The 25,752-nt window shown below is 67.9% G+C and carries 26 protein-coding genes; 11 read left to right on the top strand and 15 right to left on the bottom strand.

Annotation, left to right across the window (positions count from 1 at the left end):
- Positions 1-2: 2 nt before the first annotated feature.
- From HNP47_RS13750 to HNP47_RS13740, 3 genes are all read right to left on the bottom strand, one after another.
- The gene (locus HNP47_RS13750) at positions 3-842 is read right to left on the bottom strand and encodes a carbon-nitrogen hydrolase family protein (RefSeq protein ID WP_184279962.1); all 840 of its coding nucleotides are present in this window, start codon (positions 840-842) and stop codon (positions 3-5) included.
- A gap of 3 nt (positions 843-845) precedes the next feature.
- Positions 846-1,103: a glutaredoxin 3 gene (gene grxC, locus HNP47_RS13745; RefSeq protein WP_184279961.1), complete on the bottom strand. Its 258-nt coding sequence runs from the start codon at positions 1,101-1,103 to the stop codon at positions 846-848.
- Positions 1,104-1,167: 64 nt separating this feature from the next.
- Complete coding sequence (locus tag HNP47_RS13740; protein ID WP_184279960.1) at positions 1,168-1,962, bottom strand: ComF family protein; 795 nt, start codon at positions 1,960-1,962, stop codon at positions 1,168-1,170.
- Between HNP47_RS13740 and HNP47_RS13735 the strand changes: the two genes are divergently transcribed.
- Entirely contained in the window at positions 1,961-2,863 is a 903-nt protein-coding gene (locus HNP47_RS13735) for a methyltransferase domain-containing protein (RefSeq protein ID WP_184279959.1), read from the top strand. The genes HNP47_RS13740 and HNP47_RS13735 overlap by 2 nt on opposite strands.
- On the opposite strand, the gene HNP47_RS13730 is transcribed toward HNP47_RS13735, so the two are convergent.
- From HNP47_RS13730 to HNP47_RS13715, 4 genes are read right to left on the bottom strand one after another with little or no spacing between them, the layout of a single operon-like run.
- The gene (locus HNP47_RS13730) at positions 2,860-3,048 is read right to left on the bottom strand and encodes a Flp family type IVb pilin (RefSeq protein ID WP_039246696.1); all 189 of its coding nucleotides are present in this window, start codon (positions 3,046-3,048) and stop codon (positions 2,860-2,862) included. The genes HNP47_RS13735 and HNP47_RS13730 overlap by 4 nt on opposite strands.
- A 25-nt stretch (positions 3,049-3,073) precedes the next feature.
- Positions 3,074-3,487 (bottom strand): (deoxy)nucleoside triphosphate pyrophosphohydrolase, encoded by a 414-nt coding sequence (locus tag HNP47_RS13725; protein ID WP_045810978.1) that lies wholly within the window; start codon positions 3,485-3,487, stop codon positions 3,074-3,076.
- A complete protein-coding gene (gene argJ / locus HNP47_RS13720) occupies positions 3,484-4,875 on the bottom strand; it encodes a bifunctional glutamate N-acetyltransferase/amino-acid acetyltransferase ArgJ (RefSeq protein WP_184279958.1) in 1,392 nt (463 codons plus the stop codon). Before argJ ends, HNP47_RS13725 begins: the two co-directional genes overlap by 4 nt.
- A gap of 1 nt (position 4,876) precedes the next feature.
- Positions 4,877-5,788: a peptidyl-prolyl cis-trans isomerase gene (locus tag HNP47_RS13715; RefSeq protein ID WP_260394861.1), complete on the bottom strand. Its 912-nt coding sequence runs from the start codon at positions 5,786-5,788 to the stop codon at positions 4,877-4,879.
- Between the two features lie 244 nt (positions 5,789-6,032).
- Here HNP47_RS13715 and secA point away from each other — a divergent pair, with 244 nt between their 5' ends.
- The gene (secA, locus tag HNP47_RS13710) at positions 6,033-8,882 is read left to right on the top strand and encodes a preprotein translocase subunit SecA (protein ID WP_184279957.1); all 2,850 of its coding nucleotides are present in this window, start codon (positions 6,033-6,035) and stop codon (positions 8,880-8,882) included.
- A gap of 63 nt (positions 8,883-8,945) precedes the next feature.
- A complete protein-coding gene (locus HNP47_RS13705; protein ID WP_184279956.1) occupies positions 8,946-10,106 on the top strand; it encodes an aminotransferase class V-fold PLP-dependent enzyme in 1,161 nt (386 codons plus the stop codon).
- On the opposite strand, the gene HNP47_RS13700 is transcribed toward HNP47_RS13705, so the two are convergent.
- A complete protein-coding gene (locus tag HNP47_RS13700; RefSeq protein ID WP_184279955.1) occupies positions 10,107-11,003 on the bottom strand; it encodes a hypothetical protein in 897 nt (298 codons plus the stop codon).
- 452 nt (positions 11,004-11,455) lie between these two features.
- Between HNP47_RS13700 and HNP47_RS13695 the strand changes: the two genes are divergently transcribed.
- The gene (locus tag HNP47_RS13695) at positions 11,456-16,327 is read left to right on the top strand and encodes an NAD-glutamate dehydrogenase (protein ID WP_184279954.1); all 4,872 of its coding nucleotides are present in this window, start codon (positions 11,456-11,458) and stop codon (positions 16,325-16,327) included.
- Positions 16,328-16,400: 73 nt separating this feature from the next.
- Entirely contained in the window at positions 16,401-16,868 is a 468-nt protein-coding gene (locus HNP47_RS13690; protein WP_184279953.1) for a universal stress protein, read from the top strand.
- 13 nt (positions 16,869-16,881) lie between these two features.
- Here the strand turns inward: HNP47_RS13690 and HNP47_RS13685 are convergent, their stop codons facing one another.
- Positions 16,882-17,997 carry an MltA domain-containing protein gene (locus HNP47_RS13685; RefSeq protein WP_184279952.1) on the bottom strand — a complete coding sequence of 372 codons (1,116 nt, stop codon included), beginning with the start codon at positions 17,995-17,997 and terminating at the stop codon, positions 16,882-16,884.
- A complete protein-coding gene (gene timA / locus HNP47_RS13680) occupies positions 17,997-18,635 on the bottom strand; it encodes a TIM44-related membrane protein TimA (protein ID WP_184280030.1) in 639 nt (212 codons plus the stop codon). Before timA ends, HNP47_RS13685 begins: the two co-directional genes overlap by 1 nt.
- Positions 18,636-18,833: 198 nt before the next feature.
- Between timA and secB the strand changes: the two genes are divergently transcribed.
- Positions 18,834-19,346, top strand: coding sequence for a protein-export chaperone SecB (gene secB, locus HNP47_RS13675; RefSeq protein WP_184279951.1), 513 nt, complete (start codon positions 18,834-18,836; stop codon positions 19,344-19,346).
- A gap of 9 nt (positions 19,347-19,355) precedes the next feature.
- Positions 19,356-20,303, top strand: a complete 948-nt coding sequence (locus tag HNP47_RS13670) for a DMT family transporter (RefSeq protein WP_184279950.1) — start codon at positions 19,356-19,358, stop codon at positions 20,301-20,303.
- 4 nt (positions 20,304-20,307) lie between these two features.
- On the opposite strand, the gene dut is transcribed toward HNP47_RS13670, so the two are convergent.
- Together dut and coaBC are read right to left on the bottom strand one after the other, a co-directional pair.
- Positions 20,308-20,763 carry a dUTP diphosphatase gene (dut, locus tag HNP47_RS13665; protein ID WP_174086830.1) on the bottom strand — a complete coding sequence of 152 codons (456 nt, stop codon included), beginning with the start codon at positions 20,761-20,763 and terminating at the stop codon, positions 20,308-20,310.
- Positions 20,760-21,989: a bifunctional phosphopantothenoylcysteine decarboxylase/phosphopantothenate--cysteine ligase CoaBC gene (gene coaBC, locus HNP47_RS13660; protein WP_184279949.1), complete on the bottom strand. Its 1,230-nt coding sequence runs from the start codon at positions 21,987-21,989 to the stop codon at positions 20,760-20,762. Before coaBC ends, dut begins: the two co-directional genes overlap by 4 nt.
- 108 nt (positions 21,990-22,097) lie before the next feature.
- Here coaBC and HNP47_RS13655 point away from each other — a divergent pair, with 108 nt between their 5' ends.
- Together HNP47_RS13655 and HNP47_RS13650 are read left to right on the top strand one after the other, a co-directional pair.
- Entirely contained in the window at positions 22,098-22,604 is a 507-nt protein-coding gene (locus tag HNP47_RS13655; RefSeq protein ID WP_221415123.1) for an S-type pyocin family protein, read from the top strand.
- A gap of 35 nt (positions 22,605-22,639) precedes the next feature.
- On the top strand, positions 22,640-23,503 hold the full coding sequence (locus HNP47_RS13650) for an HAD family hydrolase (protein WP_184279947.1): 864 nt from the start codon (positions 22,640-22,642) through the stop codon (positions 23,501-23,503).
- Here the strand turns inward: HNP47_RS13650 and HNP47_RS13645 are convergent.
- From HNP47_RS13645 to HNP47_RS13635, 3 genes are read right to left on the bottom strand one after another with little or no spacing between them, the layout of a single operon-like run.
- The gene (locus HNP47_RS13645) at positions 23,500-23,847 is read right to left on the bottom strand and encodes a PilZ domain-containing protein (RefSeq protein WP_184279946.1); all 348 of its coding nucleotides are present in this window, start codon (positions 23,845-23,847) and stop codon (positions 23,500-23,502) included. The two genes, HNP47_RS13650 and HNP47_RS13645, sit on opposite strands and share 4 nt — an antisense overlap.
- A complete protein-coding gene (locus HNP47_RS13640) occupies positions 23,844-24,710 on the bottom strand; it encodes a kinase (protein WP_184279945.1) in 867 nt (288 codons plus the stop codon). The genes HNP47_RS13645 and HNP47_RS13640 overlap by 4 nt, the downstream gene beginning before the upstream one ends.
- A 1-nt stretch (position 24,711) precedes the next feature.
- Entirely contained in the window at positions 24,712-25,032 is a 321-nt protein-coding gene (locus HNP47_RS13635) for a 2Fe-2S iron-sulfur cluster-binding protein (RefSeq protein WP_135194274.1), read from the bottom strand.
- Between the two features lie 87 nt (positions 25,033-25,119).
- Between HNP47_RS13635 and HNP47_RS13630 the strand changes: the two genes are divergently transcribed.
- Together HNP47_RS13630 and HNP47_RS13625 are read left to right on the top strand one after the other, a co-directional pair.
- Positions 25,120-25,341, top strand: a complete 222-nt coding sequence (locus tag HNP47_RS13630) for a hypothetical protein (RefSeq protein WP_184279944.1) — start codon at positions 25,120-25,122, stop codon at positions 25,339-25,341.
- Positions 25,338-25,715 (top strand): PIN domain-containing protein, encoded by a 378-nt coding sequence (locus HNP47_RS13625; RefSeq protein ID WP_184279943.1) that lies wholly within the window; start codon positions 25,338-25,340, stop codon positions 25,713-25,715. Before HNP47_RS13630 ends, HNP47_RS13625 begins: the two co-directional genes overlap by 4 nt.
- The last annotated feature ends 37 nt before the right edge of the window (positions 25,716-25,752 follow it).

Below are 25,752 nucleotides of genomic sequence, written 5' to 3'. Positions count from 1 at the left end.
CGTCAAACAGCGGGCAGGAAATCGCGATCGTGGGTCAGGCTGGGCACGGCGGCGCGCGCCCTTGCCACGGCCTCCATGTCCAGTTTCGCATGCACGATGCAAGGCTCGTCGTGATCCGCCTTGGCGATGATCTCGCCCCACGGGCCGACGACGGTGGATCGCCCCCAGGTGCGGCGACCGTCCTCGTGCAGTCCGCCCTGCGCCGGCGCCAAAACGAAGGCCCCCGTCTCGATGGCGCGGGCGCGCAACAGGGTTTCCCAATGCGCCTCCCCGGTCGGGGCGGTGAAGGCGGCCGGCACGGCGATCATCGACGCCCCGGCCTTGGCCAGCTGGCGATGCAGATAGGGAAAGCGGATGTCGTAGCAGATGGTCAGACCCAGCCGACCCCAGGGCGTATCCGCAACCGCCGCCCCGTCGCCGGGCCGCACCGTCGCGCTCTCGCGATAGGTCTCGCCATTGGGCAGGTTCACGTCAAAGACATGCAGCTTGTCGTATCGGGCCACGATCCCGCCCGACGCATCGATCAGCAGCGACCGATTGGCGGCGCGGCCGTCTCCCGCCTGACCTGACCGGACGATAGCTGAACCGATCAGCAGCCAGACGCCCAGTTCCGCCGCCAGACGACGCAGGCCCAGCACGGCGACGTCCTCGTCCTCGGTGGTGACCGCCGCCGCTCGCCGGTCGCGGCGTTGCTCCAGGACATTGGTCCCTTCAGGCGTCAGGACGAACTTCGCCCCGCCCGACGCCGCCTCGCGGATCAGGGGCTCGACATGGACCAGCGCCTCGCGCGCCGTCGCCGGCGTGCGCGTCTGAATCAGGGCGATGTCGAGCCCGCTGCTCATGGATCAGGCGGCCAGAAGTCCGTCCAGCTTGCCGTCGCGATCCAGCGCGTGGATGTCGTCGGAACCGCCGACGTGCTGGCCGTCGATGAAGATCTGCGGGAAGGTCATGCGACCGCCCGACTTCTCGACCATCTCGGTCTTCTTGTCGGGATCGTTGGACGCGACGATCTCGGTATAGTCCACGCCCTTCTTCTTCAGCAGCGACATGGCGCTGAAGCAATAAGGACAGCCAGGCTTGGTGTAGATAACGACGTCGGCCAAAATCAGATCTCCAGAAATAAAGGCGCCCTCAAGCAGCGAGCCGCCGCATGGCGAGCGCTAGGGCCTACATAATAAGTTCACGGGCGTTTCGCACCCGCGCGATGACGGCGAGATCCACGGCGCGCGCTCCGGCGTCGATCAGGGCGCGCGCGCAGGCCTCTCCGGTCGCGCCCGTGGTCAACACATCGTCAATCAGAAGGATGCGTCGTCCCCGGATCCGACGCCGGCCCGCCTCGGTCACGGCGAAGGCCTTCTTGACGTTCAGCCGCCGTCCGCGCTGGCTCTTGCCGCCCTGGCTGGTCGTGTGGGTCTTGCGGACCAGGGCGTCGGGCAAATAGTCGCGGCCGGCGTGCCGGGCCAGCGGCCGGGCGATTTCGGCGGCCTGATTGAAGCGCCGCGACAACAGGCGAAACCGATGCAGCGGCACGGGCAGGATCACGTCCGCGCCTTGGACCAGATCGGCGGCGGCGCGTGCGATCCAGCGCGCGAACAGGGGCGCGAACTGTTGCTGGTCCCCGTGCTTGAACCTCAGGATCAGGCCGCGCGACGCTTCGTCATACAGGCATGCCGCGCGCGCCCTCTCGAAGGCGTAGGGCTTGGCGATACAGGCGGCGCAGCGATCCTCGGCGAAGGCGCCGCCGTCAAATTCGAAGGCCGCTCCGCAGCCGTCGCAGACCGGCGCCTCCAGAAATCTGATCCGGCTCCAGGCGTCGGGCGTCAGGCCGGCCGCAGCCGTCGCCTCACGGCTGTCGTGCGCCATCGGCGGCAGGATCAGGTCGGCCAGTCCCCGCCCCGCGCCGCGCAAGTGACGGCCCGCCCCTTCCCAGGCGCGTCGCCAGCCCCCATCCTGTACGTCCATGACCGCCCCCCAATCCCCTTCCGACGGCCCCCCGCGCATCTTCGACGCCGTGCGACGTCAGGCGCGGCTGGCGCGGTCCGCCTCCCGGTTCCCCCAGGCCGACTTCCTGCACGCCCGCGCCGCCGCCAACGCCGCCGAGAGCCTGGAAGCCATACTGCGCGATTTTCCCGTTGCGGACGATCTATCCGCTCATCCAGGCGTGTTCGATGCGGCGGTTCGGTCCAGCGACGCCGCCGGACGCGTCGGTCCCGTCCAGACGCCCGTCTCCCTGGCTCAGCGTGCGGCGCCGGGTGCGGACGCGCTGCCGCTGGCCGACGCCTCGACCGACCTGATCGTCTCCCTTCTGACCCTTCACTGGGCCAACGACCTGCCTGGCGCGTTGGCTCAGATCCGGCGCGCGTTGAAACCGGACGGCCTGTTCATCGGCACGCTGTTCGGCGCGGGCACGCTGAAAGAGCTTCGCGCCGTCCTGACCGAGGTCGAACTGGAGGAGCGCGGCGGCGCCCAGGCGCGGGTTTCGCCCTTCGCTGACGGCTATGACGGGGCGGCCCTGTTGCAGCGCGCCGGGTTCGCCCTGCCGGTGTCGGACGTGGACCGCTTCACCGTCCGCTACACCGATCTCTTCGCCCTGATCCGCGACCTGCGCGCCATGGGCGAGACCAATGTGCTGCACGGACCTGTTCGACCCTTAAGCCGTCGCATCGTCGCGCGCGCCGCCGCCCTCTATGCCGAGCGCTACGGTCTCGACGACGGCCGCATCCCGGCGACGTTCGAGATCATCCATCTGGCCGGCTGGAAGCCCCACGACAGCCAGCAGAAGCCCCTTCCGCGCGGCTCGGCCAAGACGCGGCTGGCCGATGCGCTGGGCGTCAAGGAAATGACAGGCGAAGAGCCGGACTAGCTGATCGCGGCCTGTATGGCGGCGCTCAGCTTGTTCACCGTCGCGGCCAAGCCGCCGTTCTGGCTGTTCGCCAAGGCGCTGATCGAGGTCACGATCGCCAGGAAGATCAGGGCGCAGAGCAGGCCGTATTCAATGGCTGTGGCCCCGCTCTCATTGCGCAGGAACCGGCCGATAAGACGTCGCATGGCCGGCCTCCCTGGTCGGCGGTGGTCAGAGCAGGTCGCGCAACCAGGCGACCAGAGGTTCGTCCGCCGGCGGCATGGGATAGTCCGAAAGCTTGCTCGGCTTCACCCAGGCCAGGCCGTCGTGTTCACGCGCCGTGACCACGCCGTCCCACCGTCGGCACAGATACAATGGCATCAACAGGTGAAACGAATCGTAAGCGTGACTGGCGAAAACGAACGGCGACAGACAGTTTTCGCTGACGTCGATGCCCAGCTCTTCCTTCAGCTCGCGGATCAGCGCCTGTTCAGGCCGCTCTCCGGGCTCGACCTTGCCGCCCGGAAACTCCCACAGGCCGGCCAGCTTCTTGCCCTCGGGACGTTTGGCGATCAGGACACGTCCATCCACGTCGATCAGGGCGACGGCGACAACCAGGACGGTGGGAAGCGCCGTGTCGGTCACGAGCGATAGTCGCCGTTGATCTCGATGTAGCCCTTGGTCAGATCGCAGGTCCACACGGTCGCCGACGCCCGGCCCGAACCCACGTCGACGGTGATGTCGATCTCCGGGTTCTTCATATAGGCGGTCATCTTGGCCTCATCGTAGGTCGGGGACGGGGCGCCGTCGATGGCGGCCTGGTGCGGGCCGAACTTGATGGCCAGGCGGTCGCGATCGACCGGTTCCTCGGTCTTGCCCACCGCCATGACGACCCGGCCCCAGTTGGCGTCCTGACCGGCGATGGCGGTCTTGACCAGGGGGCTGTCGGCGATGGACTTGGCCAGCTTGCGGGCTGAGGCGGGGCTGGCGGCGCCGTCCACCGTCACCTTGACGAACTTGGTCGCGCCCTCGCCATCGCGCACCAGCTGGTGCGCCAGGTCCAGCATCACCTTGTCCAAGGCGGCCGAGAAGCTCTTCAGCCGGCGATCGCCGACCCGCCCGATGCGCGGCGCGCCCGAGGTTCCGGTGGCGAACAGCAGGGCCGTGTCGTTGGTCGAGGTGTCGCCGTCCACCGTCACGCTGTTGAAGGTGGTGCGCACGTGCAGGCCCAGCAGCGCCTGCAGCACGTTCGGATGGATGTCCGCATCAGTGACGATGAAGGCTAGCATGGTCGCCATGTCCGGCGCGATCATGCCCGATCCCTTGGCGATGCCGGCGATCCGGACCTTGTAGCCTTCGATCTCGGCCTCGGCGTAGGAGCCCTTGGGGAAGGTGTCGGTGGTCATGATGCCGCGACCGGCCCGGGCCCAGGCGTCCGCCTCCAGCCCGTTCTCGATCTCTGGCAGTTTGGCGACGATCTTCTTGTCGTCCAGCACCACCCCGATCACCCCTGTCGAGGCCAGCATGACGTCGCGCTGGCGACAGCCAAACCGTTTGGCGACCTCCGAGGCCGTGCGCCGCGCGGCGTCCGCGCCGGCCTTGCCGGTGAAGGCGTTGGCGCATCCGGCGTTGATCACCAGGGCGCGCACATCCTTGCCGCCCTCGGCCCCGGCCAGATGCTTCTTGCACCAGTCCACGGGCGCCGAGCCGATCTTGTGGCGGGTGAAGACCCCGGCGCAGCTGGTCCCCCGCGCGAACCGGAACACCACCAGATCGTCGCGCTCATGCTTGTAGAAGCCGGCGCGCGCGGTCGCGATCTCGACCCCGCCGATCGGCGGAATGGTCGGGAACGGCACGGCCAGGGGCGAGATGGCCAGACCCGGCTTGCCGGCGGCCGGCGCAGGCGCGGCGGCCGGGGCCGCATCCGATCCCGGCGTGCGGGTGGCGCGCTTCAGGGCCGTGGCGAACGGGTCCAGCGCCTTTTCGAACGCATGCTCGATCTTCTGGCCGGTCGTGGAGGGAGGCTTGGTCATGTCAGGCGCCCGGAGGAACGGAAGGAGCAGGCGATGCGGGCGGCGTCTGGGCGGGCAGGCGGACATCGACCTTGGCCTTGCCGCGCAATTGTTCCAGCAACTGCCGCACACCCTCATAGGTCAGATAGCGCACGATCTGCGGTCGGGCCTGTTCCAGCGTCGGCGGATTTTCCTTGCGCCGGTCCTCGACCCTCAGAACGGCCCATCCTGCGGGAGTCTGGCCGCCCTCGGTCTGGAACGGCCCCACGGTCGATCCGGCCGGCTTGTCACGCAGGGCGTCGGCATAGGCCTGGGGCATTACGTCCAGCGTCGAATAGCCCAGATCGCCGCCGGAAAACCGCGTCGCCTCGTCGATCGACCGCTCCGCCGCCACCGCTTCGAAGCCGGCGCCCTGGCCCAGAATGCCGATTACGGCGTCCGCCTCGGGCTTGGTGCGCGACAGGATCAGCCGCACGCGGATCTCTTCCGAGGTCTTCGCCAGCCGCAGCTGCTCATTATACAGGGTCTGCACCGCCTGGTCCGAGACGGCCTTGTTGACCACGCTCTCGACCAGCATGTCGCCCAGGATGCGTTCGCGCGTCGCTTCCAGACGCCGCTGCGCCAGGGGCGAGGAGTCCAGCCGCCGCCGCTGCGCCTCTCCGGCCAGCAGCTTTTGGTCGATCACCTCGTCCAGCACCCGGCGGAAGAGATCCGACGTCGTGTCCAGCGCCTCATCCTCGCCAATCAAACCTTGCGCCACCGCCTCGCGCTTCACGTCCGAGGCCCAGATGGTCTCGTCCTGGACCGTGGCAACGGCCTGGTCCCCCTGTTCGGGCGGCCGGTTGTCGCCGCCGCGCGAACAGGCGGCGGTCGAAAGCGCCGCCGTCAGCACCGCCGCTGTCAGAAGATGTGAAGATCGCCGGAATGGGGTCAAGGGGGCGCTCCGTCGAAGGCGGCCGAAAGCCCCTCGCGTTGACAGGGGTTAGGCCGGTGCTTAAGTCCCGCCTGCGCCCAAGTCGAGGGGTTTTGATCGTCTGCGCGGCCCTTCGCGCGCGCCTGATGCGGCGCTCCGGGGCTGCGGTCGGTCAGGGCCTCTGTCACGGCGTCCGTATCGCCGCCCCTCACGGGATTTCAGAGCCGCTCAGCTCGCAGACGCTCGACCGCTTACCGGATCCAATATGCTCGGCTTCGCCAAGAAACTTTTCGGCTCTTCCAACGACCGCAAGGTCAAGGCCTTCCAGGACCACGCCCAGCGCATCAATGCGCTGGAGCCCAAGTTCGCCGCCCTGTCCGATGACGAACTGCGGATGATGACCGACGCCTTCCGCGATCGGCTGGCGAACGGCGAGACCCTGGACAAGATCCTGCCCGAAGCTTTCGCCGTCGTGCGCGAAGCCTCCAAGCGCGTGCTGGGCCAGCGTCAGTATGACGTCCAGCTGGCCGGCGGCATGATCCTGCATGAAGGCGGCATCGCCGAGATGCGGACCGGCGAAGGCAAGACCCTGGTCGCCGTGGCGCCGGTCTATCTGAACGCCCTGCCCGGCAAGGGCGTGCACGTCATCACCGTCAACGACTACCTGGCCCGCCGCGACGCCGAGACGATGGGCAAGGTCTATCGCTTCCTGGGTCTTGAGGTCGGCGTCATCGTCAACGGCCTCAGCCAGGGTCAGCGCCAGCAGGCCTACAACGCCGACGTCACCTACGGCACCAACAACGAATTCGGCTTCGACTATCTGCGCGACAACCTGGTCTATGATCGGCGCGAGATGGTGCAGCGTCCGCACAACTTCGCCATCGTCGACGAGGTCGACTCCATCCTGATCGACGAGGCGCGCACGCCTCTGATCATCTCCGGCCCGACCGAGGACCGTTCGGATCTCTATAAAATCCTCGACGGCCTGATCAAGGAGCTGATCAAGGACAAGGAGACCTTCGAGCTCGACGAGAAGCAGAAGCAGGTCCTGCTGACCGAGCTGGGCTCCGAGCGGATGGAAGAGGCCCTGGAGGCCGGCGGTCACTTCGCGGCCGACACCACCGGCCTTTACGACGCCGCCAACATCAGCCTGGTTCACCACGCCAACCAGGCCCTGCGCGCCAACACCCTGTATCAGCGCGACAAGGACTATATCATCAAGGGCGGCGAGATCGTCCTGATCGACGAATTCACCGGCCGCATGATGACCGGCCGCCGCCTGTCCGAAGGCCTCCACCAGGCCATTGAGGCCAAGGAAGACGTCAAGATCCAGCCCGAAAACCAGACCCTGGCCTCGGTGACGATCCAGAACTACTTCCGCCTGTACGAAAAGCTGTCGGGCATGACCGGCACGGCCGCGACCGAGGCCCAGGAATTCGGCGACATCTACAAGATGGACGTGCTGGAGGTGCCGACCAACCGCCCGATCCAGCGCAAGGACTATGACGACGAGGTCTATCGGACCCACGCCGAGAAGAACCAGGCCATCGCGCGCCAGATCGCCGAATGCCACCTCGCCGGTCAACCGATCCTGGTCGGCACCGTGTCGATCGAGCGTTCTGAACAGCTGTCGGATCTGCTGAGCCGCTTCGAATACAAGGTCGAGACCTCGCGCGCGCTGAAGCCGGAATATGCGGGCAAGGCCAAGGAAGCCGAGAAGATCGGCGACGCCGCCTATGACATCACCTACGAGACCAAGCTGCGCGGCATTCCGCACAGCGTCCTGAACGCGCGCCAGCACGAGCAAGAAGCCTACATCGTCGCCGACGCCGGCCTGCCGGGCGTGGTGACCATCGCCACCAACATGGCCGGCCGCGGCACCGACATTCAGCTCGGGGGCAACCTCGAGATGAAGATGCAGAAGTGGCTGCTGGAACAGCGCAACATGGCCGTCGAGGTCACCCCGGAAATGGAAGCGGCCAAGGAGGCCGAGTTCAAGGCCGAGATCGCCGTCCAGAAGAAGATCGCGCTGGAGGCGGGCGGACTGTTCGTTCTGGGCACAGAGCGTCACGAGAGCCGCCGCATCGACAACCAGCTGCGCGGCCGTACCGGCCGTCAGGGCGACCCCGGCACCTCGAAATTCTATCTGTCGTGCGAGGACGACCTGCTGCGCATCTTCGCCGGCGACCGCCTCGATTCGATCATGAAGACCTTCGGCGTGGCGGAGGGCGAGGCCATCACCCACCCCTGGCTGAACCGCGCCATCGAGACGGCCCAGAAGCGCGTCGAGACCCGCAACTACGACATCCGCAAGAACCTGCTGAAATACGACGACGTCGTGAACGACCAGCGCAAGGCCGTGTTCGAGCAGCGTCAGGAGTTCATGGACTCCGAGGATCTGTCCGAACTGGTCGGCGACTTCCGCCGCGACGTCGTGTCCGATCTGGTCGAACGCTACATGCCGCCCAAGGCCTATGCCGAGCAGTGGGACATCGACGGCCTGGACGAAAAGGTCCGCTCGACCCTGGGCTTGGAGCTGCCGCTGCACGACTGGGCCGCAGAGGAAGGCGTGTCGAACGAAGAGATCGAGGAGCGGCTGCTGGCCGCCGCCGACGCCCGCGCCGCCGAACGCCTGGAACAGATCGGCGCCGACCAGACGCGCGGTCTGGAAAAGCAGTTTATGCTGCAGATGATCGACATGCAGTGGCGCGAGCACCTGGTCCATCTGGACCACCTGCGCGGCGTCATCGGCCTGCGCGGCTATGGCCAGCGCGACCCACTGAACGAATACAAGACCGAAGCCTTCTCGCTGTTCGAGAACCTCCTCTACGACCTGCGCCACAACGTGACCCGCTGGCTGATGACGGTCGAGTTCCGCTTCCAGGCGCCGCCCGAACTGCCCGAGTTCCAGGAAATCCACCTGAACCCCGGCACCGGCGAGAACGAGATGGCCAATCCGTCGGCCCAGAACCCCGAAGGCACGCTGATCGGCGACGACCGCTCCAAACTGCCGATCGAGGCCCTGCCGCCCGGCTGGGAAATGACCGGCCGCAACTCCCCCTGCCCCTGCGGCTCGGGGCGCAAGTTCAAACACTGCCACGGGGCGCTCGTTTAAGAGGCGCGCTACGCGCGGCGGCTCGCTGCTTGAGCGCTGGGTGAGATGTCCTAAAGAAGAGGGATGACCTACAAGTCCCTCTTCTCCCACGCCCTGTCAGCGGCGCCCGGTCGGCTGCATTTCGCCGCGCACAGCCATCACCTATGGCCCGACGCCAGTTTCGAGGCGCAGCAGCAGACCTGGCTCGACGCCAATCTTCATGCCGATCACAAGTGGGACCTCGTCTTCGGTCAGGTGATCCCCGAGGCCCAGGCTCATGTTGCGGCCGAGTTGGGCCTGCCCTCGCCCGACAGCATCGTCTTTTCGTCCAACACCCACGACTTCTTGCTGCGTCTGTTTTCGGGCGTGGAGACCAAGCCGGTCCGTATTCTTGCGACCGACGGCGAGTTCCACTCCTTTCGTCGTCAGGCCGAACGGTGGGAAGAGGTCGGGGCGGCGGTGGTCACGCGCGTTCCGCTGGCGCCCTTCGACACCTTCTCCGATCGCTTCGTCGCCGAGGCGTCCAAGGGCGGTTACGACTGGATCGTGGTCAGCCAAGTCTTCTTCCGCACCGGGGGCCTGTTCGAACGGGTCGAGGAGCTCGCCGCCCTGGCGAGACCCGAAGGGCCTTGGGTGCTGATCGACGGTTATCACGGCTTCATGGCGACCCCGACCAACCTGTCGGCGGTGGCGGACCGGGTCTTCTATGTCTCTGGCGGCTATAAATACGCCATGTCGGGCGAGGGCGTCTGCTTCCTGCATGCCCCGCCCGGCTTCTGCCCGCGTCCTGTCGTCACCGGCTGGTTCGCGGAGTTCGGGGACCTGTCGGGTCCGCCCGGCGGCGTTCAGTATCGCAGCGACGGCGGTCGTTTCTGGGGCGCCACCTTCGACTGCACTCCGCTGTATCGCTTCAACGCCGTGCGCCGACTGCTGGATCAGCAGGGGCTCGACACCGCCGGCATCGCCGCCCATGCGCGCGATCTGGCGAGCAAGTTTCAGCAGGCCGTTCAGGCCGGACAGGCCGGAGTGCTGTCGCAGGCCGAAATCCTCAATCCGGTCGAAGGCGCCGCGCCGCGCGCCCGTTTCCTCGCCTTGCGTCATCCCGACGCCCAGGCCTGGTGCGCCGGTCTGCGGACGGCCAACATCGTCACCGACGTGCGCGACGATGTGATCCGTTTCGGCTTCGGCCTGTATCAGGACGCCGAGGACGTCGATCGTCTGATCGCGGCCTGCCGAACGCTTTGATCAATAGAAGGTCGCGTCGTCCTGCTTGCTGGGCGCCGGGGCCGTGCGCGGCGGCGTCGTCGGACGGTTTGATGCGGGCGGGGTCGCCGGGCGGGCTTGAGGCGAGGGCGGCGCCGGCGTCGTCCCCGCAGCCGGCGCATCGACTGGCGGAATAGCCGGCAAATCCGGATAGGGCATGGCCGAGGGGCGAGCGTCCTGCGCCGGCGCCGCTTCTTCGGGCGCGATTGGTCCCGCGTCGGGCTGGCCCAACCGGTCGGGCGCGCCGACATCGTCGCGGATGAAGGCCCAGGCCTGCCGGTCCGAGCAGCCGCAGGCCTTCAGAAAGCCTTGCTTGTCACGCCACAGGATCAGCGGATAGCTGATGTCGACGCCGGACTCCTTGAGCAGCTGGCTCAGCCGTTCGTTGAAGCGACGGCCGGCCTCCACCACGGCGGTGCGCGCCAGATTACCGTCCGCCTGCGGCACGCCGGCGGCGGTCCAGCTGTTCGCCGGCGTCGCCATCCAGCGTTGATAAAGCGGCCAGTCACGCGTCAGCCACAGTTCGGCGACCGTCGCCCGCTCCGCCGCCGTCGATTGCGCTGCGCCCTCCAGATCTGGGCGAGCGAACAGGATGTAGCGCGTCTCGATCCCCGCCGCCTTCAGCTTGGGCGCTTCGTCGCGTGCGTAACGCAGGGCCGAGGCGCTGTCGCGATAGGTGACGATATACAGGGCCTGCCCCCCGCTGCCGTCCGACACCCAGGACGCCTCGTCCAGCAGTTGCTGCACTTCGGCCTGATTGCGGCTGATCGTGACCGGCTGGAACCGCGAATAGAAGTTCCAATAGGCCCAGTATCCGGCGCCGGCGAGCAGCAGGCCGACCACGGCCGACACGATCGAACCCATCAAAAAGCGACGCATGTAATCGGGTGCTCCAGCTTCACCGTTGACCCTTCCTAACGCATAGCATCGGAATCCGTTGTCGCCCGCATTCGCCGACGTCTTCGTCGGCGCCAACCAGAGGCGCCAAAATGTCGCGAAAGATTCCGCCCGATGCGCTCTTGAACGGCGCAGGCGGCTTCCCATTTTCGATTTCGACGCTGCGGGACACTCCCCCTCCGAACCGCAGCGAAGCGAAGCCGGCGCCCCCCCCTCCCCTCCAGGCGCCGCTCGCGCAGGCCGCCGGACTCCCCCAGTCCGGCGGCTTTCTGCTTTGTGGCGCTGCACAATAATTCCAACCTGATCACTGATCATTACAATGAACGGTCGCCAGGGGCTTCCCGAGCGACCGGACCTGGCCTAGTCAGCGGGGGTGGCGCCCCGTCGCGCCGCATCCCTTGCGGCCCTGCCGCGTCGTTCGAGACTGCTCGTCCATGACCGCCCACGATCTGCGCCAACCCGTTCAGCCGATCACCAAGGCCGCGCTGGAGGCGGCCTTCGCCAAGATCGTGGGGACCGGGCCCGGCGCAGTCGAACAGACTTATCTGACCCAGGCGCACGAAGACTATTCCGCCGATGAGACGCCAGAGCTGAGCGGCGAGGATCTGGCCGCCCTGCTCGCCGCCTCCTGGACCGCCGCCAAGGCCTATCCGACCGACGCAACCGCCCCCGCCATCACCGTCGGCCCGCTGCACGGCGCGTCTGACAAGGTGCTGGATTACGATCTGGTGCGCATCGTCCAGTCCGACGCCCCCTTCCTGGTCGACAGCGTCATGGGCGCCCTGGCCGACGCCGGCGTGTCCGTGCGCGCTCTGTTTCACCCGGTGGTCGAGCTGGACGGCCGTCGTCTGTCGATCATCATGCTGGTCATCGACAGCGTGCCGCAGGAGCGTCGCGACGCCTTGGGCGAAGGCCTGGCCCAGAGCCTGTCGGACGTTCACGCGGCCGTCGCCGATCACGACGCCATGACGTCCCTGATGCGCCAGGCCGTACAGCGTCTGGAAGAGACCCCGCCCTCGGTCGATCCCGCCGTCCTGGCCGAGAACATCGCCTTCCTGAAATGGCTGAAGAGCGACCATTTCGTCTTCCTGGGCGCGCGCGACTACGACTATCCGCTGAACGCCGACGGCGACTATGAGGCCGAGGCGCCGCTGGGCCTGTCCACCGACGGCCTGGGCATTCTGGCCGATCCCGAGCGCACCGTGCTACGTCGCGCCTCGGAACCCGCCGTCCTGACGCGACAGATGCGCCGCCAGCTGGATCTCAGCGAACCGGTGACGGTGGCCAAGGCCAACGCCCGCTCGCGCGTCCACCGCCGCGCCTATATGGATTATGTCGGGGTCAAGCGTTACGGCCCGGACGGCAAGGCGATCGGCGAGACCCGTTTTGTCGGCCTGTTCACGTCGGAAGCCTACGACCATCTGGCGACCGAGGTGCCGCTGCTGCGTCGCAAGGTGGCCAACGCCCTGGCCCGCGCCGACAAGGCGCCCGGCAGCCACAATGAGAAACGCCTCAAGAACATCCTTGAGAATTATCCGCGCGACGAGCTGTTCCAGGTCAGCGAGGACGAGCTGCTGTCCATCGCCCTGGGCATCCTTCACCTCTACGACCGGCCGCGCATCCGTCTGTTCTCGCGCCAGGATCCGTTCGACCGCTTCGTCTCGGTCCTGTGCTTCATCCCGCGCGAGAAGTTCGATTCCGCCGTGCGCGAACGCATCGGCCAGATCATCGCCCGCGCCTGGGGCGGCCGCATTTCGGCCTGGTATCCGGAGCTGTCCGACGCGCCCCTGGTGCGCATCCACTACATCATCGGCGTCGAGCCCGGCGCCCACCCGATCCCGGACGCCGCCCAGCTGGAAGCCGACGTCGCCGAGGCCGGTCGCGGCTGGGTCGACCGTTTCGAAGCCGCCCTGCGCCGCTCGGGCGTCGAGGAAGTCGCCGTCGGGCCGCTAAGCGCCCAATGGGCCCGCGCCTTCGGCGCCGCCTATCGCGATCGCTATGACGCCGACGAGGCCGCGACCGACCTGCAATACGTGAACCGGTTGAACGAGACGGGTCTGCCTGGCGAGGGCAAGGCCGTCGCCGTGCGCGCCTTCCGCACGCCGGACGACAGCCGCCTGCAGTTCCGCTTCAAGCTTTACCGCCGCGGCCCCGCCGTTCCCCTGTCCGACGTCCTGCCGATCCTGGCCGATATGGGTCTGAAGACGCTGGAGGAATACGGCTATCCGATCCGCCCGATGGGCGAGGAGGAGATCCACGTCCACGAGTTCCTGATGGAGGATCCGCGCGGCGAGGCGCTGGTCTTTGACGACGTGAAGGGCCCGTTCGAGGACGCTTTCGCCGCCGTCTGGACCGGCCGCAATGAAAGCGACGGCTTCAACCGCCTGGTGATCGAACTGGGCGTGGAATGGCGCGACGCCGCCCTGATCCGCACCCTGGCCCACTATCGCCAGCAGACAGGTCTCGACCCCTCCCAGACGGTGCAGGAAGAGGCCCTGCGCGAATACCCCGACGTGGCGCGCGCCCTGCTGTCGCTGTTCAAGGCCAAGTTCGCGCCTCACTCCGACGTTTCTTTGGGCGGCTCGGCCGACGACCGCGCGCCGGCCGTCGCCGAGCTGGACGCCAAGATCGTCACCCTGCTGCAGGACGTGAAGAGCCTGGATCACGACCGGGCCCTGCGCCGCATCGCCGCCCTGATCGGCGCGATCAAGCGCACCAACTATTTCCAGCTGGACGCCGACGGTCAGCCCAAGCCGCACATCTCGATCAAGATCGCGTCGCGCGAGCTGGACGATCTGCCGCTGCCCAAACCCTATCGCGAGATCTTCGTATGGGCGCCGCACGTCGAGGGCGTGCACCTGCGCTTTGGTCCCGTCGCGCGCGGCGGCCTGCGCTGGTCGGACCGTCGCGACGATTTCCGCACCGAGGTGTTGGGCCTGGTCAAGGCGCAGCAGGTCAAGAACGCGGTCATCGTGCCGGTCGGCTCCAAGGGCGGCTTCTATCCCAAGCAGCTGCCCCGCACGACGGACCGCGAGGCCATTCAGGGCGAAGCCATCCGCGCCTATCGCACCTTCCTGTCCGGCCTTCTGGACATCACCGACAATATCGCCGCCGACGGTTCGGTGACCCATCCGGCCAATGTCATCGCCTGGGAAGGCGACGACCCCTATCTGGTCGTGGCCGCCGACAAGGGCACGGCGACCTTCTCCGACATCGCCAACGGCGTCTCGGCCGCCTACGGCTTCTGGCTGGGCGACGCCTTCGCCTCGGGCGGCTCCATCGGCTATGACCACAAGGCCATGGGCATCACCGCGCGCGGCGCCTGGGAGGCGGTCAAGCGCCACTTCCGCGAAATGGGCAAGGACATCCAGACCCAGCCCTTCACCATGGTCGGCGTCGGCGACATGTCCGGCGACGTCTTCGGCAACGGCGTCCTTCTGTCCAAGGCGACGCGCCTGGTCGCCGCCTTCGATCACCGCGATATCTTCATTGATCCGAACCCGGATCATGTGACCAGCTGGACCGAACGCAGGCGTCTGTTCGACCTGCCGCGCTCGTCCTGGCAGGACTATGACAAGGCCCTGATCTCGGAGGGCGGCGGCGTCTTCTCGCGCTCGGCCAAGTCGATCCAGCTGACGCCGCAGATCAAGGCGGCCCTGGACATCGCCGAGGACGAGCTGGACCCGGTCAGCCTGATACGCGCCATCCTGAAAGCGCCGGTCGAACTGCTCTATCTGGGCGGCATCGGCACCTATGTGAAATCGGCGGCCGAAACCGACGCCCAGGTCGGGGACAAGGGCACCGACGCCTTGCGAATCAACGCCGACGAACTGCGGGTCAAGGTGGTGGGCGAGGGCGCAAACCTCGGCTTCACTCAGGCGGGACGCATCGCCTTCGGCCAGGCCGGCGGCCGGATCAATACCGACGCCATCGACAACTCCGCCGGGGTCGACACTTCCGATCACGAGGTCAACATCAAGATCCTGGTCGGCTCGGCCGTGACCAACGGCGTCCTGCCGGCCGAGGAGCGCACGCCGCTTCTGGCCTCCATGACCGACGAGGTCGGCCTCAAGGTGCTGGCCCACAACTACGACCAGACCCTGGCCCTGACCCTGCAACAGGCCGAAGGCGTCGGCGCCCTGGACGCCCAGCAGCGGTTCATGCAGACCCTCTCGGCGCGCGGAAAGCTGGACCGCAAGGTCGAGGGCCTGCCCAACGACGCCCGCGTCAAGGAGCTGATGACGGCGGGCATCCCGCTGGCCCGGCCGGAGCTGGCCGTCCTGATGGCCTACGCCAAGCTGGAGCTGTCGGACGATATCGTCGCCTCGCAGGCGCCCGAGGATCCCTTCTTCGAACAGATCCTGGTCCGCTACTTCCCCGAGGCCCTGGCTCGGTTCGAACCGGAGATGAAGAGCCACCGTCTGCGGCGCGAGATCATCGCCACCGTCATGGCCAACGAAGTCGTGAACATGTGCGGCCCGACCTTCCCCGACCGCCTGCGAGGCTCGGCGGAATGCGACACCACCGCCCTGATCATCGCCTTCGAGGCCGCGCGCCGCGTCTTCCGTCTGGACGAGGCCTGGGACGCCGTTTCGGCCCTGGACCTTAAGATCTCGGCCGAGGCCCAGATCGCCCTTTATCAAGAGATCGCCGTCGTCCTGCGTCGTCAGACCTTCTGGCTGGCCCGCCGCGCCAAGGGCGGTCTGTCGGTCCAGGCCCTGATCGATCGCTATCGTCCGATCGCCGACGCCTTGCAGGCCGAGGGCGCGCCGGTCCTGTCGCGCTTCGAACAGGGGCGTCTGGATGCGCGCGTCAAACGCTTCGCCAACCACGGCGCGCCAGAGGATCTGACCCGCAGCATCGCCATCATGCGCCCCCTCGTCGCCGCCTCCGACATTGGGGACTTGGCGCAGGAGGCGAACTGGCCAGTCGCGGCCATGGCGCGCCTGTATCACCAGGTCGGCGCCGCCTTCGACTTCGACCGTCTGCGGGCCGCCGCCGGCTCTATTCCGTCTGCGGATCATTTCGATCGTCTCGCCGTCCGTCGTCTGATCGAGGATCTGATGAACGAGCAGGCGGCCCTGACCCGCGCCGTCGCCCGCGCCTCCGATCCGTCGGTCGGCGTCAGCGAGGACGCGGCTGAGGCCGCCGTGGACGCCTGGATCGGCTCCAAACAGGCGACGGTCGAGGGCGTGCGCGCTTCGGTGGACGAGATCGAACAGTCTGGCTCGGGCTGGACCTTCGCCAAACTGACCATCGCCAACGCCACGATCCGCGATCTGGCGACGGCGGCGGTGAATGGCTGAGCAGCGGGTCTTCGCTTGACGAAGCCGTCGTCTCACGGCCTCTTCAGCCGCTGATCAGGCTGGGGAGGCCGCAATGCCGAGAAAGTTCCTCGTCGTCGTCGACGACAGTCCGGAGTTCGAGGCCGCCCTGCGGTTCGCCTCGCGCCGGGCGAAATCGACGGGCGGGCGCGTGGTCATGCTGCGCGTCCTGCGGACCGACAGCGACGCCCACTGGTCGGGCGTGCGCGAGGAAATCGAACGCCAGCAGCGCCAGGAGGCGGAAATCCTGCTGAACCGCCTGGGCGAGGAGGCGCAGACCCGCTCTGGCGCCGCGCCGGTCTTCCTGATCGAAAAGGGCGAGGCCCAGGCCGCGATCAAGAAGGTCGTCGCCGCCGATCCTGAGATCAAGATCCTCGTCCTGGCCGCCGGAACCAGCTCGCGCGGCCCCGGCCCGCTGGTCTCGGCCATCATCAAACAGGGCGCGCAGATCGGCGGCCGCAAACTGCCCGTCACCATCGTCCCCGGCGAACTGACCGAAGACGAGATCGAAGACCTGGCCTAGCCGGGCAGGGGGCCTAACCCCTCGGGACCAGCCGCCACATCCGCAACGGATGGCGCACCGTCCCGGCCTCGGCCCCCGCGCGGTCACCGCGCCCCATATAAAGGTCGGCGCGCACCGGTCCGCGAATGGCCGATCCCGTGTCCAGCGCCATGGCCAGACCGCGATAGCTAGCCGTGGCGCCGCGCAGATTGCCGCCGTCGGCCTCCAGCCAGACCAGTTCGCCATAGCGCCAGTGGGCCGGGTCGACCGCGATCGCCCGCCGCTCGGTCAGGGGCACGCCCGCCGCCCCCGCCGGATGGCCGTCATCGTCGGGGTCCAGCCGGAAGAAGATGTAGCGTGGGTTCAGCGCCATCACCGCCTGCGCCTCATAACCCCTATGGCTGGCCAGCCAGTCCCGGATCGCATCGCCGGACGTGCCGTTCTGGGGCAGCAGCCCCTGCTGCGCCATCGGTCGGGCGATGCCCACGAACGGCTTTCCGTTGTCGGCGGCATAGGCGGCGCGGCCCCGCGTGCCGTCCTCGAACGTCAGATAACCCGACCCCTGGATCTGCAGAAAGAACAGGTCCTCGGCCCGCATCCAGGCCAGGGCCTGCTCCGGCCGCGCGGCGGATTCGATATAGGCCCGGTCGCCGGCGGCGCGTGGATTGGCGGGCTTGGGCAGGACGGGGGCCGAGAACTCGGCGTCCGGCCGTCGCCGCGCCGGATATTCGGGCGCAAAGTAGGAGGTCAGCAGGCCCGGTCGCCCGTCCGGCGTCCGAGCCGGGATCGCGCTGAAGCTGGCCTCGAAAAAGGCGCGCGCCTGCGACGGCGTGATCGTCATTGTCGTCGCCATGGCCTTGGCGCGTCCGCAGACCCGGCGGGCGGCCTCGTCAAGCGCCGCGCCGCACCCGTCCACATAGGCCCGGAAGGCGGCCAGATGGTCCTCCTGGCTCCAGCCCGGCAGCACGGCGGGGCTCAGGGCGTCGGACGGCGCGGGAGGCGGGGTCGGATTGGGCGAGGGCGTATAGGGAACCGGCCCCGTCTGCGGCCCTGTCGTCCCCGTCGGCGTCATCGGCCCGGTCGAACAGGCGGCGGCAGCCAGGGCGGCCGTCAGCGTCGCCAGTCCGCCCGACCAGCCGCGAACCGCCATCAGGCGTTGGCCGGCTCGACGCGCGCCAGGACCCAGTTCGGGTCCGTCGCGCCCAGGGTGCGTTCGAAGGTCCAGTGTTCGGCCGTGCGGCGTTCCTCGACCAGCGGCTCGCCCGTCGTCGCGTCCGCCGTTTCGCCAGAAGCCTTGGTCACCCGACTGCGCAGTTCGGCCAGGAAACGCACCTTGGCCACGGCCTTGTCGCCTTCGGCGACCGCGCCCTCCAGATCGGCCCGGGGCGGATACAGGAACTCGACCGTCTCGGTCTCGCCACGCGTCTCGCGCGCTGCGATTCCGGTCTCGAACGAGGCGAAGACATTGGGCTTCAGCAACGGCTTCAGCGCGGCCCGGTCGCCGGCGGCGTAGCCGCGAACGATGGTCTCATAGGCCTGACGCGCCCCGTCCAGGAAACGGGCCGGATCGAAGGCCGGATCGCGCGCCTTCAGGCTGGCGATGGAGGCCAGGGTCGCCGGGTCGATCGCCGGGATTTTGGGCGTCTCGGCCTGGGTCGGGCCGGGCGGCGCGATCTTGGCGTCTTCCTGCGGCTGACGGCCCACACGCTTGCCCAGCACATTGTAGAGCTGGAACAGCACGAAGGCTGCGATGAAGGCGAAGACGACGACCTGGAACTGAACCGGCATGTTCAAGGGGAGATTCCTGTAGCGAACGACGGGCGCGCCAAACACTTAGTCTGGCGTGATTACGGGCTCATATAGGGCGAGGCAAGGCGAAGCGCGCCCCCAATCGCGCGCGCGACGTTGCGGCCAAGCGTCCCGGCATGGTAGTCGGCGCGCCTCATTCCGGCCTCATCGGCCCCAAACTGCGCCAAAGACCGTTTCATGACCGACGCCGCTCCTCCCGCCGAACAGCCCCAGCAAGGCGACGCCCAACAGGGTCAGCCCGCTGGTCCCGGCTTCCGCATCCTGGCGCAATACGTTCGCGACTTCTCGTTCGAGAACCCGCGCGCCCCGGAATCCCTGCGCATCGACGGCAAGCCCTCGATCGACCTCGGCGTCGAAATGGCCGCCCAGGGCCGCCCCGACGGCCTGTTCGAACTGGACCTGAAGCTGTCGATCAAGGCGACGCACGAGAACCAGCCCGTCTTCCACGTCGAACTGGTTTACGGCGGCCTGTTCCAGCTGGCCAATGTCCAGGAGCAGGACATCGAGCCACTGCTGCTGATCGAATGCCCGCGCTACCTGTTCCCGTTTGCGCGCGAGATCATCTCGGGCGCCACGGCCGACGGCGGCTTCTACCCCCCGTTCCAGCTGGACCCCATCGACTTCGCCGCCATCTACATCGCGCGCCAGCAGCAGATCGCCCAGCAGCCGGTCGAAACCGGCCAGGCCTAAGCGCGCGACATGGTCGCCGCCGCGCGGCCTTCGCCTGATCCATCGAAAGCCGCGGGCGAGGATGTCGTCCGCGGCATTCTTCTGCGCATCGCCGCCGCCGGCTGTTTTTCGATCATGACGGCGACGTTGAAGGTGGCGTCGCAGGATGGCGTCGCGGCGCTGGAAATGCTGTTCTACCGCGCCTTCTTCGGCCTGCCGGTGGTGCTGGCCTGGGTGCTGACCCAGCCGGGCGGCCTCTCGGCCCTGTCGACGCGCCGCCCCCTGGCTCATCTGGGACGCAGCGCCCTGGGCGTCGCGGCCATCCTGTGCCTGTTCCAGACGCTGACGCTGCTGCCTCTCGCCGACGCGACGACCCTCAGCTTCACCGCTCCGATCTTCGCCACCATCCTGTCCTTCTTCGTGCTGAAGGAGGCGGTCGGCCCGCGCCGCTGGGCCGCCGTCGCTGTCGGCTTCATCGGCGTGATCGTCGTCATGCGGCCGGGCGTCGGCCATTCGGTGCCGCTGGCGGGCGTGGCCTTCGCCTTGATCGGGGCGGTGCTGACGGCCGGCGTCACCATCACCCTGCGCCAGCTGCGCGACACCGAACACGTCGCCGCCATCGTCTTCTGGTTCTTCGCCGCCTGTTCGGTCGTGGGGGCGATCCTGCTCCCCTTCGTCGGCCATTGGCACGCGCTCGGCACCTTCGGCCTGCTGATCGGATCGGGCATCGCCGGCGGCCTGGCCCAGCTGTTCATGACCGCCTCGCTGCAAAAGGCCCCGGTCGCCGTGGTCGCGCCCTTCGACTATCTCCAGATCGTCGGCGCCATCGTCTTCGGCTGGTGGCTGATGGCCGCGACGCCCACTCTCACCACCCTGGCCGGCGCCGCCCTGATCGCCTCCAGCGGCCTCTACACCGCCTGGCGCGAACACATCCGCCGAAAGGCCAGCCTCATCCAGCCGACCGCGCCGCTGGTTTAGGGCGTCAGCGCCCCGTCGATCCGAAACCGCCGGTCCCGCGTGCGGTCTCGTCCAGCGTCTCGACCTCAACCCAGTCCGCCCGCTCATGTCGGGCGATCACCAACTGGGCGATGCGCTCGCCGCGGCGGATGACGAAGGGTTCGGCGCCGATGTTGGCCAGGATCACGCCGCACTCGCCGCGATAGTCGCTGTCGATGGTGCCCGGCGCATTGGGGCAGATGATGCCGTGTTTCAAAGCCAGTCCCGAGCGCGCCCGCACCTGGGCCTCATACCCCAGCGGCAGGGCGATCTTCAGCCCAGTGGGCACAAGGGCCCGCTGACCCGGCGCCAGGGTCATAGGCTGATCCTCGGGCACGGCGGCGCGCAGGTCCATGCCCGCCGACCCGGCCGTCTCATAGGCGGGGAGGGGAAGGCCTTCGGAATGCGGCAGGCGCAGGATCTGGATCGGGGTCTCGGTCATTCGGGGGCCTTGAAATGATCGGCGATGCGGACGGCGACGGCCCGGGCGATGGCGGTCTTGGACTGGCGCGGCCAGGTCTCGGTCCGATCGGCGGTGACCAGCAGCACGGCGTTGCCGTCCGATCCGAACACGTCGTCGGACACGTCGTTGCCCAGGATCCAGTCGCAGCCCTTTCGCGACAGCTTGGCGCGCGCATTGGCCTCCAGGTCCGTCGTCTCGGCGGCGAAACCGATGACCAGGGCCGGGCGGTTCGGACCGGGCGCGGCGACGCCGGCCAGGATGTCGGGGTTCTCGATCAGGGCCAGGGTCGGCGGGCCGCCCGGTCCCTTCTTGATCTTGCCGCCGGCGATGGTGTCGACGCGCCAGTCGGCGACGGCGGCCGACAGCACGGCGATGTCGGCGGGAAGGGCGCTCTGCGTCGCCGCTTGCATCTCCAGCGCGCTCTCCACATCGATCCGCGTCACGCCGATCGGGGCGGCCAACGCCGTCGGCCCCGACACCAGCGTCACCTCGGCCCCCAGTTCGGCCAGGGCGGCGGCGATGGCGTAGCCCTGTTTGCCGCTGGAGCGATTGGTCAAGCCCCGCACCGGGTCGATCGGTTCGAAGGTCGGCCCGGCGGTGACCACCGCCTTACGCCCGGCCAGCGGTCGCCCCGCCACACCCGCCAGCAGACCTTCAATGGCCTCCAGGATCGCGGCGGGTTCCGCCATGCGCCCCGGTCCGTATTCGCCGCAGGCCATCTCGCCGTCGTCCGGCCCCACCACCGCCACGCCGTGGAAGCCCGGAAAGGCCTTCAATCGCTCCATATTGGCCTGCACCGCCGGATGCTCCCACATCCGCACATTCATCGCCGGCGCCAACAGCACCCGCTTGTCCGTGGCGATCAGGGTGGTCGAGGCCAGGTCGTCGGCCAGCCCGTTCGCCGCCTTGGCGATCAGCCCCGCCGTCGCCGGCGCCACCACCACAAGATCGGCCCAGCGCGACAGCTCGATATGGCCCATGCTGGTCTCGTCGTCCGGGTGGAACAGGCCCGACCGCACCGGATGACCGCTCAGCGCCGCCAGCGACAGGGGCGTGACGAATTCGGCTCCTGACTCCGTCAGGATCACCCGCGTCTGCCCGCCCGCCTTAGCGATCAGCCTCACCAGCTCCAGCGCCTTATAGGCCGCGATGCCGCCGCCCACGATCAGCAGGATCTTGCGGTTCGAAAGGGGGCGAGTGTCCATGCCCACGGTCTAGCCGCCGCGCGTGACGCCGTCGAGACGAGAACATTGCACGAACAATAAAGTTGTGCTTTCGTCGCGTACAGCGGGTATCTGGAGGGAAGAATGAGAATGCTGACGAGGGGAGGGGCCGCGCTGGTCCTGAGCGGTCTGCTGGGACTTGGCGGCTGCGACAACAGCTCGGCGGTTGAGACGCGGGAAAGGACGGCGAGCGCCGAACCCGTCGCCCTGACGTCCATGCCGACGGCAAGCGAAGAGGCTGCGACGCCTCAGGAGAAACCCGTCCTGACCGCCAATCGGCGCGAAACCGTCGACGCCAAGGTCGCGCGTCTCTACGACCGCAACGGCGCAGACTTCGGCGCACGCTCGGCCGAGGATTATCTGACCAAGGTCACGGCTTTCACGACAAAGCCTCCGCGCGACGCCGAGACCGTCAAACGGCCCAACGGCGACACCCTGATCTATCAGGCCTCGACCAACACCTTCGCCGTGGTGGCCCGCAACGGGTCGCCGCGCACCATGTTCAAGCCGACGACGGGCGCCGACTATTGGGCCGAGCAGAAGGCGGCGGCGCCCACCTTCGGCCAGCGACGCCAATCGACGGGCGCGGCGGGCTGATATAGAGGGCGGGTTCCACCAAGGATCTCGTCCCCATGTCCGATACGGCCGAACCCAAGACCCCGCTGCTGAAGACTGCCCTGATCTATGATTTCGACGGCACCCTGGCGCGCGGCAATATGCAGGAGGTGTCCTTCATCCCCTCCGTCGGCATGGGTATCGGCGCCTTCTGGGAAGAGGCCGAGCGCCTGACCAAGGACGCCGACGGCGACGGCATCCTGATGTATATGCAGCTGATGCTGCATCACGCGCGTCAGAACGGCGCCCCGGTGACGCGCGAGACCCTGCGCCAGCACGGCGAGGCGGTGGCCCTGTTCGAGGGGCTGAAGGACCTCAGCTGGTTCGACCGGATGAACGCCTTCGGGGCCAAATACGGGCTGGAGATCGAGCATTACATCATCTCCGCCGGGCTGGAGGAGATGATCGACGGCACGCCGATCCGCCCCGCCCTGACCCACGTCTTCGCCTCCCACTATGTCTATGACGACAAGGGCGAGGCGGCCTGGCCGGCCGTCGGCGTCAACTACACCACCAAGACCCAGTATCTGTTCCGCATCAACAAGGGGGTGAAGAACCACTGGGAGCACGAGCGGATCAACCACTTCATCCCCGACGACGAGCGCGCCGTGCCCTTTGATCGGATGATCTTCATCGGCGACGGCGACACCGACGTGCCGACCATGAAGATGATGCACACCAAGGGCGGCTTCTCCATCGCCGTCTATGATCCACGCTCGAACGAGAAGGATCAGAAGAAGGTCTATTCCCTGATCTCCGAGGACCGGGTGAACTTCGTCGCCGCCGCCGACTACCGCGAGGGTTCGGCGCTCGACCTGATCGTCAAGGGTCTGGTGGGCCGCATCGCCATCAACGCCGGATCCATGCCAGCCGGGCTCTAGCGACCCCCGGCCCTCAGCCAGGCCTCGCGCGCTCCGACCAGCCGGGCGGGCGCCAGGCCGCGCAGGGATTTGGCGCCGGTCTGTCTCAAGCCCGCCTCGTTCGTCCTCTGCCAAACGACGGTCGCAGGATAGGCCACGGCTTGCTCGACATCGACCACCACCACCTCGCGCGGCAGGGCGGCCCCGCGGTCCAGCCAAACCTTCATGCCGCCTTCTGACAGATCGATGATCAGGCAGGCCGTCTCCACGCCGGGCGCGCAGACGACGCCGCGCGCATTGGCCGGCCGACGCGTCGCCGACCGTCTGTCGTCCGTGGCGGCGGGCTTTGATCCAAACAGGCTCATGGTTGCATAACGCGCGAGGCCGGCTCCGGCGCCACGCCCCCTGTCGCCGCGAGGAAATCCGCGCCCTCCAGACCCACAATCCGACGATCCCGGTCCAGATCGACGATCAGATCGGCGGCGACGCCGCCTTCGATCATGTGCCGGGTCAGTCGCTCATAGTGCTGGACGAAGACCGCCAGGGCCGCGCGTCGCTCAGGCGGTACGGCGTCGCGCTTCATCAGCCCCGCCTCCTGTTCGCAGCGCCAGTCCAGCACGACATCGAACGACGGCGCCTTCAGGAAGATCAGGGCGTCGAGCCACGCGTGCAGCGGCCCATAGTCCCGCGCCAGTGCCGCGTTGACCGCGCCCCGCCACAGGCCATCCGCATCCTGCGCGGCTTCCAGCGCATTGATCGGCGTGACCAGGGCTGTCGCCGCCTGCGCCGTCGCCCCCAGGCACCACCCCTCCAGCACGATCACGCTCGGCCGCCCCTGCACGACGGTCCAGTCCGCCTCGGGCGCCCGGTCGTCGGCCAGCTTGTCGAAACGGGGCAGCGGCGTCCGGTCGTCCGGACCCGCACGCGAAAGCCGGTCCAAAAGCCGATGCAGCAAACCCAGGTCATGCGTGCCAGGCGACCCGCGCGTGGCGAACAGCGGATGCACCCGCCCCGCCAGATCGGCCCGTTCCGCCTTGGTCAGATAGACGTCGTCCAGAGACAGGGTCGCCCCGCCGAACCGCTGGGCGACCTCATGCGCCAGGGTGGATTTCCCACACCCTTGCGACCCCGCGATCCCCAGGATCGGCGGCGGTCCGGCCGGGTCGGCCTCCCCGATCCAATGGTCAATCCAGCGGCCGATCCTCTCGATCAGCCCCGGATCGCCCATTTCAGTGCTGGTTCTGCGGCAACCGCACGACCAGGCCGCTCAGCGCATCCGAGACCCGGATCTGGCACGACAGGCGGCTGTTTGGCTCGACCTCTTCGGCGAAGTCCAGCATCGACTCTTCCATGGCGCTGGGCTTGCCCGTCGCTTCGCGCCAGGCTTCATCGACATAGACATGGCAGGTGGCGCAGGCGCAGGCCCCGCCGCAATCCGCGTCGATGCCCGGCACATTGTTGCGGATCGCGCCTTCCATGACGCTCAGCCCCGGCTTCACGTCGACGACGTGCTCGGTTCCGTCATGCTCGATATAGGTGATGCTGGCCATGGCCCGCTCATATCAAGCCGGCGCGCGGGCGCAAGGCCGTAAGTTGGCGCCAGCATCTGAATATGGCATTATCGACGCATGAACGACATGCGCAAGATCACCGCCATCCTGCCCGCCCGCCTCCTGGCGGCGGCTCAGGATGCGACGGGCCAGGGCGTGACGGAAACCCTGCGTCGGGCGCTCGAAACCCTGGCGCATTCGGACTGGAGCCGTCGCATGCTGGCCCTGGAAGGCCGCGCGCCATTGGAGGTCGATCTCGACGACCTGCGCCAGGATCGGTTGCTGGATGGATCGGATCGGTCGGTTTGATCGCCGCCGACACCAGCGCGGTCCTGCATTTTCTGCACGGCTTCGATGGACCCGCACGACCGGCGGTTCGCCGCGCCCTTCGCGACGAGCGGCTGGTGCTGCCGCCGCTGGTTCTGACGGAACTGCTGTCCGCCCCGTCGCCTGAAAGCGATCTCGACGCGCTGTTGGGCGCGGCGCCGCTCGTGCCGGTGATCGACGGCTATTGGGAAAGGGCGGCGCTCAATCGCCGCGCGCTCGCGATGCGCGGTCTCAAGGCGCGGTTGGCCGACGCCCTGATCGCCCAGTCCTGCATTGATGCGGGAATTCCGTTGATCTCCGGCGATTCCGACTTTCGTCATTTCGCCGCCCACTGCGGGCTCAAGCTGGCCGATTAGACGACAACAAAAAGACCCCCGGAGCGGTGCTCCGGGG

The sequence above is a fragment of the Brevundimonas vesicularis genome (assembly GCF_014204545.1).
In the GTDB taxonomy this organism is placed as follows: domain Bacteria; phylum Pseudomonadota; class Alphaproteobacteria; order Caulobacterales; family Caulobacteraceae; genus Brevundimonas; species Brevundimonas vesicularis_B.
The sequence above is the reverse complement of the archived record's forward strand: the minus strand, read 5'-3'. Positions and strand labels throughout refer to the sequence as shown.